At 67.6% G+C, this 11,664-nt stretch carries 8 protein-coding genes; 4 read left to right on the top strand and 4 right to left on the bottom strand.

The features are described 5' to 3' along the window. Positions 1-141 precede the first annotated feature (141 nt). From BMY06_RS28755 to BMY06_RS28765, 3 genes are all read left to right on the top strand, one after another. A complete protein-coding gene (locus BMY06_RS28755; RefSeq protein WP_074986678.1) occupies positions 142-1,905 on the top strand; it encodes an acyl-CoA dehydrogenase family protein in 1,764 nt (587 codons plus the stop codon). A 10-nt stretch (positions 1,906-1,915) separates the two neighbouring features. Beyond that, positions 1,916-3,112, top strand: a complete 1,197-nt coding sequence (locus BMY06_RS28760) for a CaiB/BaiF CoA transferase family protein (protein WP_074986679.1) — start codon at positions 1,916-1,918, stop codon at positions 3,110-3,112. Between the two features lie 133 nt (positions 3,113-3,245). Next, positions 3,246-4,553 carry an MFS transporter gene (locus BMY06_RS28765; RefSeq protein ID WP_065059613.1) on the top strand — a complete coding sequence of 436 codons (1,308 nt, stop codon included), beginning with the start codon at positions 3,246-3,248 and terminating at the stop codon, positions 4,551-4,553. Between the two features lie 20 nt (positions 4,554-4,573). Here the strand turns inward: BMY06_RS28765 and BMY06_RS28770 are convergent, their stop codons facing one another. The 4 genes from BMY06_RS28770 to BMY06_RS28785 form a co-directional block, all read right to left on the bottom strand. Then, positions 4,574-6,604, bottom strand: a complete 2,031-nt coding sequence (locus tag BMY06_RS28770) for an EAL domain-containing protein (RefSeq protein WP_074986680.1) — start codon at positions 6,602-6,604, stop codon at positions 4,574-4,576. Positions 6,605-6,855: 251 nt separating this feature from the next. After that, complete coding sequence (locus BMY06_RS28775; RefSeq protein ID WP_244144443.1) at positions 6,856-7,707, bottom strand: hypothetical protein; 852 nt, start codon at positions 7,705-7,707, stop codon at positions 6,856-6,858. Positions 7,708-8,173: 466 nt separating this feature from the next. Next, on the bottom strand, positions 8,174-9,118 hold the full coding sequence (locus tag BMY06_RS28780; RefSeq protein WP_074986681.1) for a 2-hydroxyacid dehydrogenase: 945 nt from the start codon (positions 9,116-9,118) through the stop codon (positions 8,174-8,176). Positions 9,119-9,209: 91 nt separating this feature from the next. Beyond that, a complete protein-coding gene (locus BMY06_RS28785) occupies positions 9,210-10,112 on the bottom strand; it encodes an AraC family transcriptional regulator (RefSeq protein WP_234775109.1) in 903 nt (300 codons plus the stop codon). Between the two features lie 396 nt (positions 10,113-10,508). Between BMY06_RS28785 and BMY06_RS28790 the strand changes: the two genes are divergently transcribed. After that, positions 10,509-11,561, top strand: coding sequence for an NAD(P)-dependent alcohol dehydrogenase (locus BMY06_RS28790; RefSeq protein ID WP_065059463.1), 1,053 nt, complete (start codon positions 10,509-10,511; stop codon positions 11,559-11,561). The last annotated feature ends 103 nt before the right edge of the window (positions 11,562-11,664 follow it).

An 11,664-nucleotide genomic window follows, 5' to 3' on the forward strand; every position in this document is an offset into this window, starting at 1 on the left:
TCTCCTCCGCTTGCCCGTGTTATCGATAGATGGCGCTTATCGTACAGGACATCGTTTGTATTGGACGGTTATCGTTGCTGCTCCTATTCTGGACTCACTACGGCGCCAGGCGCCCGTCCGAAGAACAGACAGGAGACATCGATGAGCGAATCCCCCGCCGCGCAAGCCAGCGGCGCGTCCAACATTCCCGACAGCCGCGGCATCAACTTCTTCAGCAGCGACCCCGGTCTGGCCCCGCTCCTGCGCAGCTATCTCGGCGACACGGCTTTCGCGGCCATCGAATCGCAACTCGCCACGCTCGGCCAGCGCGCCTCCGACGAACTCGACACGCTCGCGCTCTCCGCCGATCACCATCCGCCCACGCTGCAACACCGCACGCGGCGCGGCGAGGCGATCCAGCACATCGACAAGCATCCCGACTACGTCGCGCTCGAACGAGTGGCGTATGCCGAACTCGGTCTCGCGGCGATGAGCCATCGCGAGCACGCGCCCGCGCCGCTCGTGAAATACGCGCTCACGTACCTGTTCGTGCAGGCGGAGTTCGGCCTGTGCTGCCCCGTGAGCATGACCGATTCGCTCACGCGCACGCTGCGCAAATTCGGCACGCCCGACCTGGTCGCGCGCTATCTGCCGATGCTCGCCTCGCAGGATTTCGACACGCTGTTTCAAGGCGCGATGTTCATGACCGAGCAGGCCGCCGGTTCCGACGTCGCGCGCATCGCCACGCGCGCCGTGCCGGAACCGGACGCGAACGCGAACGGCACGCAAAGCTGGCGCCTCTACGGCGACAAATGGTTCTGCTCGAACGCCGACGCCGATCTTGCGATGGTGCTCGCGCGCGTCGACGGCGCGCCGGCCGGCATCAAAGGCCTCGCGCTGTTTCTGCTGCCGAAAACGCTGCCCGACGGCACGCGCAACGCGTATCGCATCGTGCGCCTCAAGGACAAACTCGGCAGCCGTTCGATGGCCAGCGGCGAGATCGTGCTCGACGGCGCGCAGGCCTACCTGATCGGCGAAGTCGGACGCGGCTTTCATCAGATGGCCGACATGATCAACATGTCGCGGCTGTCGAACGGCGTGCGCGCCGCCGGTCTCATGCGCCGCGCGCTCACCGAAGCGCTGCACGTCGCGCGCCATCGCGAAGCGTTCGGGCGCAAGCTCATCGACATGCCGCTGATGCAGCGTCAACTGCTCAAGATGATGCTGCCCGCCGAGCAGGCCCGCACGCTCTTCATGCGCATCGCCACGCTGTTGCCGCGCGCCGATCAAGGCGACGAACTCGCCGCGAAATGCGTGCGCATCCTCACGCCGCTCATCAAGTTCCGCGCCTGCCGCGACGCGCGCCGCGTCACCGGCGACGCAATGGAAGTGCGCGGCGGCGTGGGCTATATCGAGGAATGGAGCGACGCGCGGCTCGTGCGCGACGCGCATCTGGGCTCGATCTGGGAAGGCACGAGCAACATCGTGGCGCTCGACGTCGCGCGCGCGGCGAAACGCGAAGGCGCGCTCGATGCGCTGGGCCGCCACGTGCGCGCCGAACTCGCCGAAGCCGGTTTGCCCGAAGCCAGCGCGTCGCTGTTGCGCGCAGCGTTCGAGCGCGCGGCGGCGGCGCTGGAGAGCGTGGCCGAATGCGGCCGCGACGAGTCGGTGCGTCAAGCCGCGAGCGCGCTCTATCACGCCACCGCGGCGGCCTTCATGGCCTGCGAGGCGGTGCAGATCTCGCGCGGCGGCGCGCAGGATTATCGCCGTCTCGCGCTCGCGCATCTGATCGTGCAACACAAGCTGCTGCCGCGCGATCCGCTCGCGCTCGACGACCGCGACGCGCACGCCATGCAATGGCGCGCGCTCGTCGACGAACAGCCGCTGCCGCTCGCGGACGCAATGCAACTGCTGCCCGCGCAGTGAGGCGAACGTCATGACGACTCTCAACGTGAAAGGCGCGCTGCACGGTTTGCGCGTGATCGATCTGAGCCGCGTGCTGGGCGGCCCGTACTGCACCCAGGCGCTGGCCGATCACGGCGCCGACGTCATCAAACTCGAACCGCCCGATGGCGATGAAACGCGCGGCTGGGGGCCGCCGTTCGTCGGCGACACGGCGTCGTACTACGTGGGCGTGAATCGCAACAAGCAAGGCATCGCCGTCGATCTGTCGCGCGAGGAAGGGCGTGCGATTCTCTGGCAACTGCTCGAAGGCGCGGACGTGCTGGTCGAAAATTTCAAGCCCGGCACGCTCGCGCGCTGGGGCATGGATTACGCGCGCGATCTTCAGCCGCGCTTTCCGCGCCTGATTCATTGCGCGATCTCCGGTTTCGGCCCCGACGGTCCGCTCGGCGGCCTGCCCGGCTACGACGCCGTGATCCAGGCGATGGCCGGACTCATGAGTGTGAACGGCGAAAGCGACGGCCCGGCGCTGCGCATCGGCCTGCCGATCGTCGACATGGTAACGGGCCTGAACGCGCTTGCGGGCATTCTGCTCGCGCTCGCGGAACGCGAAAAAAGCAGCCACGGGCAATCGGTCGATATCGCGCTGTACGACTGCGGCGTGTCGCTGCTGCATCCGCATCTGCCGAACTGGTTCGGCAACGGACGCACGCCGCAACGCAGCGGCAACGCGCATCCGAACATCGCGCCTTACGACAGCTACGCCACTGCCGGTGCGCCGATCTTTCTCGCCGTCGGCAACGACCGTCAGTTCGCGAAACTGTGCGCGCATCTGGGCGTGCCCGATCTCGCCGACGATCCGCGTTTCGCCGACAACCGCAGCCGCTGCGCGCATCGTCCCGAGTTGAAAGCGGCGCTCGAAGCGCGGCTCGCGCAGCACGATTGCGCGCCGCTCGCGCGCGATCTGATTCAGGCGGGCGTGCCGTGCGGGCCGGTGCAGACCGTCGATGCGGTGGCGGCGCATCCGCATACGCTGCATCGGCAGATGCTGGTGGAGATGCCGGGCTACCGCGGCACCGGCGCGCCCGTGAAGCTCTCGCGCACGCCCGCGACCTATCGCAGTCCGCCGCCCGCGCTCGGCGGCGACACGCGCGCGGTGCTCGACGCGCTCGGCATCGACGTCGACACGCAGCGCAAGCTGTTCGAGGCGGGCGTGGTGAAGGGCTCGTAACCATCGCATCACGCGCACAAAACACGCGTAAAACAGGCGTAAAACAGTCGTAAAACAGGCGTAAAAGCGCAACCGATACGGATCAAGACCGGCCCAAGCCGGCGCAACCCGACTAATGGAACTGGAGAGAGACATGACGAGCCTTCCCGCGCGCCAACCCGCGCGCGCTTCGCTAGCCGCCTTCGTCGGCACCACCATCGAGTGGTACGACTTTTATATTTACGCCACCGCCGCCGCGCTGATCTTCGGCAAGCTGTTCTTTCCCGCACACGATCCGTTCTACAGCACGCTCGCCTCGTTCGGCACCTTCGCCGTGGGCTTTTTCGCGCGGCCCTTCGGCGGGCTCGTGTTCGGACATCTGGGCGACCGCATCGGCCGCAAGAAGGCGCTCGTCGCCACGCTCGCGATCATGGGCGTCGGCACCGTGGGCATCGGTTTTCTGCCGACTTACGAAAGCGCGGGCGCACTCGCGCCGGCCTTGCTCGTCGCGCTGCGCATCGCGCAAGGCATCGCGATCGGCGGCGAATGGGGCGGCGCGGTGCTGATGGCGGGCGAGCATGCGCCGAAGGACAAGCGCACATTTCTCGCGTCGTTCGCGCAGCTCGGCAGTCCCGCCGGTCTCATTCTCGCGCTGCTCGCGTTTCGCAGCGTCGCGCATCTCGATCACGCGGCGCTGTTCGCGTGGGGCTGGCGTCTGCCGTTTCTCGCGAGCGCGGTGTTGCTCGTGGTGGGTTTGCTGATCCGCTCGGGCGTAAGCGAATCGCCGGAATTCGAAGCGCTGAAGCAGCAGGCGCGCACCGCGGCCATGCCGATCGTCGAAGTGCTTCGCGACAGCTGGCGCGGCGTGCTGCTGTGTCTCGGCGCGAACGTGATCGGCGTGGCGGGCGCGTGGTTCGTCAACACCTTCATGCTCAATTACACGACGCAGACGCTCGGCCTCGACCGCACGCTGATTCTCGATTGCCTGTTCGTGGTCGCGTTCATCCAGTTCTTCACGCAACTGGCGTCGGCGTGGTTCGCGCAGCGCGTGGGCGCGGGGCGTTTTCTCACGCGCGCCGCCGCGCTGGCGATGCTCTCGCCTTATCCGATGTTCGTGCTGGTTGCCACGGGCAAGCCGGTGGCGATCGTGATCGGCATTGCGATTGCCGTGATGTGCATGTCGAGTTCGTATGCGGTGATGGCGGGCTTCATGACGAACGCGTTTCCGGTGCGCACGCGCTACTCGGCCATTTCGATTTCCTACCAGTGCTGCGCGGCGCTCGCGGGCGGACTCACGCCGCTCGTCGGCACCGTGCTCGCGCACGCCTATCCTGGCCAATGGTGGCCGCTCGCGCTGTTCTACAGCGCGCTCGCGGCGGTGTCGCTCGTGTGCATCGCGGTGCTGCAGCGTCGGCAATCGTCGTCCGCGCCCGCCGACGTGGCCATCGCGCTGCCGGAATAAGCGCGCGATGGTGACGGCCGTCACGCCGCCAGCGGCGCCGCCGAAATCGCGCGCATGAGGCGCGCGAGCGCCGCCTGCCACGCCTCGCTGTGCCGCCCGCCCTTCACGACCGCGTGCAGCATGTCGCGCTGCAAGGCGTCGCGCTCCGCGCCTGCCGGCAAGATGTCGCCGAAGCTGATGAGCGCATCGGCGAGCGCCGTGCGCGCGGCGGCGTCGTCCGAATCGAGCAGGCCGCGCGCCGCCTCGGGCAGCGTGGCGAGAATGAACGCGCGCTCCTCCCACACCACGAAGCGCGCGAGTCGCGTGAGCACGCTTTCGCCGACCGGCGCGACGGACACGCGCGCCGCGCCGCCGATCCAGCCGAGCAGTTCGTCGGCGGGCATCGGCCGCGCGATCTCGTAGCCTTGCGCGCCATCCACGCCGAGCAGCGCGAGCGCCTTGAGCAGATCGGCGGAATCGACGCCTTCGGCCAGCACGAGCTTGCCGAGCGAATGGCCGAGGCGCGTGATCTGATACACCACGCGCAGCGCGTCGAGCGCCGCATCGCCGGCGATATGCGCGATTTCGCGGTCGATCTTGATCCAGTCGAACGGCAATTCGCGCAACCGCGCGAGGCCGCTATGGCCCGAGCCCAGATCGTCCTGCGCGAGCAGCACGCCGAGCGCGCGAAACTTGCCGAGAATCGCGCGCTGTCCGTGGCTCAGCGAAATCGATTCGTTCTCCAGAACTTCGAGCGTGAGCCGCCGGCTCGGGCACGCGTGCGTTTCCAGCGCCTCGCGCGCCGCGTCGAAATAACGCAGATCGTTGAGCGCGGCGGGCGGCAGATTGACCGAAATCTCCAGATCGTGACCGGCCGCGAGCCAGCGCGCGCGGTCGTCGAGCGCCTGGCCGAGACCGCGCGCGAACAGTGCGAGCAAATCGTCGGACGACAGCGCGAAGAGGAACTCGTCGGGCGTGAGCAGACGCTCGCCGTCGCGCAGGCGCGCGAGCGCCTCGACCTTGCTCACCTGGCCGTTGGCGAGCGTGAGGAGCGGCTGGTAATGCATCTCCAGCGCGCCGGTGCGCACGAGCGCGGCCCAATGCTGGCGCACGCTGACGGGCACCGCGCCGCCATGCAGGCCGTCGTGGGTCTGCAACCGCGAGGCGACGCAGCTGAGCAGCGTCTGCAGCAATTCGATGAAAGCGACCTGGTCCGGTCCGACGAAACCGCCCGGATACGCGCTGAACAGCATGACGATGGCGATCGGCGCATGCCCCGGCGCGGCGATCGGAATCGCCACCGACGAGCGCAGGCCCTCGCGCGCGGCCACGTCGCGCCAGCGCTCGACGAGCGGATCGGTCTGATAGTTGACCACGCGCTCGGCGTGGCCGCTGCGCCAGGCGCGCCCCACCGCGCCCTGCCCGTCCGGATGATCGGCGCGCACGCTGATCTCGTGGCCGTGCGCGGTCAGCACGGCCACCAGGCCGCCTTCGCCGCTGCCGCCCGCGCCCGCTTCGAAATGGAAGATGCCCGCTTCGTCGGGCCGCCCGATCGTGCAGGCGGTCACCTCGTCGTGGCCGCCGAGCACACTCACGAGCTGATCGATGAAATGCGTATAGCTGCCCGCCTCCCAGACGATGCGCGTGATGCGCTGAAGCACGTCCTGCTGCGAATCCTCGACGGCCTGATAGGCCTTGAGCTGCCAGGCCGTGTCGCTGGTGAGGCGGCGCGCGTAGAGCGACAGCGCCTGGCCGCCCACATCGCGGCCAATCAGCTTGTAGAGCAGTTCCTGGAGAATGCCGCGGCTGCGCACGAGCTCTTCCTTGTCGAGCCCGACGACGGCATGAATGCGGCCGATGCGCATCGCCATCGCGGCGTGCTCCTTCGAGCTCAGGCCGGGATCGGCGAGTGCGAGCAGATTCTGGATCTGCCGGTCCTTGAGGTGCGCGAGTTCTTCCGCCGACAGCATTTCGAGGATGCGCCGGGACTTGGGCAAGCGCGCCAGCTCCTCGTAGAAGCGGTTCACCACGAGGACGGCTGATTTCCGCAACGCCTCGATCAAAGTTTGCATGCGCCCTTCTGCCTGTTGGATCCCTGCCGGGAAGTCGGCCCTCCGCGCGGCGCGCAAAGCGGCGAGCGAAGAAAGTTACCGCTCCAGGCTGAATCATAAGGCATGCATCGCCGGCCGGCCGTGGCCTGCCGTACATAGCACGTGGCGCGAGCGCACCGCCGATGGCGTTTTCCGCCGCGAGTTTGGCGGAGCATGACGCAAATTCCGGCGTTGCGCGCCACATCGCGCGGGGCGCCGTGCGCCGCGCTCGCCTACTTTCCGAAGGTCATGTTCAGACCGGCGAAGATCTGCCATTTCGGCACGCCCGCCCCCGAATGCGCGACGGAATATTGCGGTTCGACGAACACGTTGTAGATCGTGCCGCCCGCCTTCCACGCCTTGCCGCCGCCGAGGCCCACGGGAATGTACCAGGCGCCGTGCTGAAGATCGAACGTCCAGATGCCGGTCGAGCGGATGTACCAGCCGCCCGGCAGATTGAAGATGCCGAAGGGCTGCGCCGTGAGCGACTGCACCGTGGGCCGTCCGCTTTGCCCAGCGAACGAATGTTGCCACTGCACCAGCGCACCGACGAGCCGCGCGCGCGACGCGTTCACGACCACCGCCGCGAGCCCCGCCTGCCACTTGCCGGTGCCGAGCGTGGGATCGGTGGCCGTGGGCGCGGTGACGAGCGGACCGATGCCGATCTGCGTCGCGCCCTGGCTGACGAGAAAGATGTCGAACAGGTTGATATCGCCGAGACCGGTGTTGTAGCCGCCGGACGGATCGGGCCGCGTGCTGACCGGCGCGGTCAGCCGGAGGATCTGCGGCACCGGCACGAGGCCATTCGGCCCGATCGGCAGCGTGCCGCGCAGCAGCAGATCGTTCGTCACGGCGCTCGAGCCGTAGAGCGACGGCGCGAACATGTTCTGCACATTGAGCGATGCGGCGAGGTTCAGCGGGTTGTTGCTCTTGTTGGCGTCGTCGGCGGTGTTGCTCGGCGGGCTTTGCGCGTATGCCGGCATCGAAGCCTGCGCGGCCGCGAGCGTCATCGCCAGGGTCATCACCAAGGTCGGGCCGAGCGCCGCCGAGCGCCGCCGCGCCTCGAATAACGTGCTGCGTTTCATCTGTCGTCCCCCAGAGTCGTGCGCCGCGGCCGTTGCGCGGCGCTTCGTGTCCTTCTTGTCCTTCGTGTCGCTACCTGCGTCATGCCGCTGCGGTGTCCCGCGCGGCTCGTGGCGTTCAGCCCGCCGCAAGCGCATCGGGCAGCGTCCGGCTACGGTCGAACCACGGCTGCAACGGCCCGCATAGACGGAAGATCGTGAAACGCGCGTTGCCCGGGATCGTCTGCGCCCGCTTCGACTCGCGACGCGCAAGGGCGACGCGATGCCGAGCCAGTATGACGGAAAAGGCGAAAAAACAAGTCGGAGTATGTCGCCCGATGGGGCGGACGGCCATGCGCTCAGTCAAGCACCGGAACGCCCGGCGCAGCGCGCACGCGACTTTATGCGGTGCACATGCACAGGCGCACGATGCCGCGCATCGGCGACGCGGTTCAACCCAGCGAAGGCGAAGGCAAAGGCGAAGGCGGGATCAGAGCGGCGTCACGAGCGCCTCGCCCGCGAAATGGCGCGTGGCGTTATCGATGAAATTGCGCACGGTGGCCGCGCGCACGTCGGGCGACGTGCCGGCCGTGTGCGGCGTGAGCACGATGTTGTCGAGCGCGATCAGCGCCTGCGGCGGCTCGGGCTCGCCTTCGTAGACGTCGAGGCCCGCGCCCGCGAGACGGCCTTCGCGCAATGCCGCGGCGAGCGCGGTCGTATCGACCACGCTGCCGCGCGACACGTTGACGAGAAAACCTTGCGGCCCCAGCGCGTCGAGCACCGCGCGATCGACCAGATGTTCGGTCGACGCGCCGCCCGGCGTCGCGACCACGAGGCAGTCGCTCCATTGCGCGAGCGCCAGCGTCGAATCGAAATAGCGCGCGCTCACGCCGTCGCGCGGCGAGCGGCTGTGATAACCGACCGGCATGTCGAAACCCGCGGCACGCTTCGCGATCTTCGCGCCGATATGCCCATAGCCGAGGATGCCGAGCTTGCGCCCCGTGAGCGTGGGCCGCATCGGCAGCGCGTCGCGCCAGACGCCTGCGCGGCAGGCGGCGTCGAATTGCGGAATCGCGCGCAACGCGGCGAGCAGCAGCGCGATCGCGTGGTCGGCGACGCAATCGGCGTTCACGCCCGCGCCATTGCTCAACGCGATGCCGCGAGCGCGCGCGTGATCGAGTGCGAGGTTCTCGTAACCCGCGCCCAGCGCCGCCGCGAATTCGAGCTGGGGCATCGCGTCGATCTCGTCCGCCGTCAGTCCCGTGGTGCCGTTCGTGAGCACCGCGCGCACCGTGGCGCCCTCGCGCGCGAGCGTGTGTTCGCGCTGCGGCGCATCGGGCGCGTACAGCACCTCGAAGTGCGCGGCGAGCGTGGCGCGGTCGGTGTCGGTGAGCGGGATCAGCACGAGCAGGCGCGGCTTCGAGACGGCGTTCATATCGACCTTGGGGTTCGTTACGTCAGGTTAATTACGCTAAGTTTTTGTGCGGCAGTTTCAGATCATTCGATATCCGAATCAATTTCCGGCATCAAAGCGCCGACACGTACCGTTGCACCACTTCCACGCGCGGCGCGACCGCTTCGGCGGCCACGCGCGCGCGGCGCATTTCGTCGGCGGGCGTGCAGCCGAACAGGCGCTTGAATTCGCGGCTGAACTGCGAGGCGCTTTCATAGCCCACGCGCACGGCTGCCGCGCTCACGTTCATGCCGTCGTGCGTAATCAGGAGACGCGCGTGATGCAGGCGCGTGGTCTTCACGTATTGCATCGGCGAGGTGGACGTCACCGCCTTGAAGTGCGCATGAAACACCGCGAGGCTCATGCCCGCCTCGGCGGCGAGCGTCACCACGTCGAGGTCGCCGCGATAGTCGGTGTGAATGCGGCGCAGCGCCTTGGCGATGCGGCCGAAATGCTGCTGATGCGTGAGCGCCGCGCGAATCGCGTCGCCCTGCTCGCCCGTGAGCACGCGATAGCAGATCTCGCGCACGATCGACGGCCCGAGAATGCGCGCGTCCGCGGGCTGCGCGAGCGCTTCGAGCAGACGCAGCACGGCGTTCGACAGCGGTGCGTCGAGCGGCGTGGCATAGATGCCCGCCGGCTCGGAGACGGCGCTGCCGCGCGTGTCGTTGAGCGCCATCAGCAGCTCGGCGACCATCGTCAGATCGACGCGCACCGAGATCGCGAGAATCGGCTTCTCGGGCGAGGCTTCGGTCTCGCATTCGAACGGCAGCGGCACCGAGAGCACGAGATATTGCTGCGCGTCGTAGATGAACACCTGATCGCCGAGAAAGCCGCGCTTGCGGCCCTGGCAAACGATGAAAATGCTCGGCTCGTACATGACCGGCTGGCGCGGATGGCTCTGGCTGCCGCGAAACAGGCGCACGCCGTCGAGCGGCGTCTGATGCGCGCCGTCGCGCTGCGTGAGCTGCATCATCAGCTCGACCACGCGGCGCTGCGTGGCGTCGTCGGCGTGCACCACGGGCGCGGCGCTCGCGCGCGAGACCAGCGGCGTCGAAATGACCGGCACGACCGGCGCGGTCGCCGCGCCGTCCGGCGCGACGGGCTCGATTTGTGCTGTTTTCATGGCAGTTGCGCCCCAAAATTCATCGGGACGGAAAGAGAATCAGGCTTGCCAATCTATCACCGAATGCGCACGCGCGTGGATCGCCAGGAGAATCAGGCAAGTCTTCGATAGATTCAGGTATTCCCTGGGTGGGGCGCGATCCTTACGATGGGAACCCTGCCGCAACACCCCCGAGCGTGACGCCATGAGCGTTGCGCTTTGGCGTTTGCGCCTGCCTAGCCACTCAGTCTCAGGAGTCACCTCACTATGTACCAGACCTACGGATACGCCGCACAGGACGCCGGTTCGCCGCTCGCCCCGTTCGAATTCCAGCGCCGCGACCTGCGCGAACTCGACGTGCGCATCGACGTACTGTACTGCGGCGTGTGCCACTCCGATCTGCACCAGGCGCGCAACGAATGGCGCAACACGATGTTCCCGGTGGTGCCGGGCCACGAAATCGTGGGCCGCGTCGCCGAAGTGGGCACGGGCGTCACGAAGTTCAAGGCAGGCCAGCTCGTGGGCGTAGGCTGTCTCGTCGACTCGTGCCGCACCTGCGCGAGCTGCGGCGAAGGCCTCGAACAGTATTGCGAAAACGGCTTTGTCGGCACCTATAACGGCAACGACCGCGTGAGCGGCGAAGTCACCTACGGCGGCTACTCGACGCAACTCGTGGTCGACGAAGCCTTCGTGCTGCGCGTGCCGGAGAACCTCGACGCCGCCGCCGCCGCGCCGCTGCTGTGCGCGGGCATCACCACCTATTCGCCGCTGCGCACGTGGGGCGCCGGTCCTGGCAAGAAGGTCGGCATCGTCGGTCTCGGCGGCCTCGGCCACATGGGCGTGAAGCTCGCCCATGCGATGGGCGCGCACGTGGTGCTGTTCACCACCTCGCCCTCGAAGATCGAAGACGGCAAGCGCCTCGGCGCCGACGAAGTCGTGATCTCGAAGGACCCGGAGCAGATGAAGGCGCATCTGAACAGCTTCGACCTGATCGTGAACACGGTCGCCGCGCAGCACGACCTGAATCCGTTCATCGAACTGCTCAAGCGCGACGGCACGCTCACGCTGGTGGGCGCGCCCGAGCACGATCACCCGTCGCCGCAAGTGTTCAACCTGATCTTCAAGCGCCGCCGTCTTGCGGGCTCGCTGATCGGCGGCATCGCTGAAACCCAGGAAATGCTGGACTTCTGCGGTCAGCACGGCATTACGTCCGATATCGAAATGATCAACATGCAGGACATCAACGACGCCTACGAGCGCATGCTCAAGAGCGACGTGAAGTACCGCTTCGTGATCGACCTCGATTCGCTGCGCAAGTAAGCGCGCATAGACGTTACGCCTTGCCCCGCCGGGCCGTCCGTTCGGACGGCCCGCCAGCCCTTCCGCATCGAGGCTTTCGCGCCTCACGCAGCACCTGGCCGCA

It is taken from the genome of Paraburkholderia tropica, assembly GCF_900109265.1.
GTDB lineage: Bacteria > Pseudomonadota > Gammaproteobacteria > Burkholderiales > Burkholderiaceae > Paraburkholderia > Paraburkholderia tropica.

What these genes read in the sequence shown, in the direction of transcription:
- BMY06_RS28755 (WP_074986678.1), top strand. Translation starts at nt 142, where the DNA reads ATGAGCGAATCCCCCGCCGCGCAAGCCAGCGGCGCGTCCAACATTCCC.
- BMY06_RS28760 (WP_074986679.1), top strand. Translation starts at nt 1,916, where the DNA reads ATGACGACTCTCAACGTGAAAGGCGCGCTGCACGGTTTGCGCGTGATC.
- BMY06_RS28765 (WP_065059613.1), top strand. Translation starts at nt 3,246, where the DNA reads ATGACGAGCCTTCCCGCGCGCCAACCCGCGCGCGCTTCGCTAGCCGCC.
- BMY06_RS28770 (WP_074986680.1), bottom strand. Translation starts at nt 6,604, where the DNA reads ATGCAAACTTTGATCGAGGCGTTGCGGAAATCAGCCGTCCTCGTGGTG.
- BMY06_RS28775 (WP_244144443.1), bottom strand. Translation starts at nt 7,707, where the DNA reads ATGAAACGCAGCACGTTATTCGAGGCGCGGCGGCGCTCGGCGGCGCTC.
- BMY06_RS28780 (WP_074986681.1), bottom strand. Translation starts at nt 9,118, where the DNA reads ATGAACGCCGTCTCGAAGCCGCGCCTGCTCGTGCTGATCCCGCTCACC.
- BMY06_RS28785 (WP_234775109.1), bottom strand. Translation starts at nt 10,112, where the DNA reads ATGATGCAGCTCACGCAGCGCGACGGCGCGCATCAGACGCCGCTCGAC.
- BMY06_RS28790 (WP_065059463.1), top strand. Translation starts at nt 10,509, where the DNA reads ATGTACCAGACCTACGGATACGCCGCACAGGACGCCGGTTCGCCGCTC.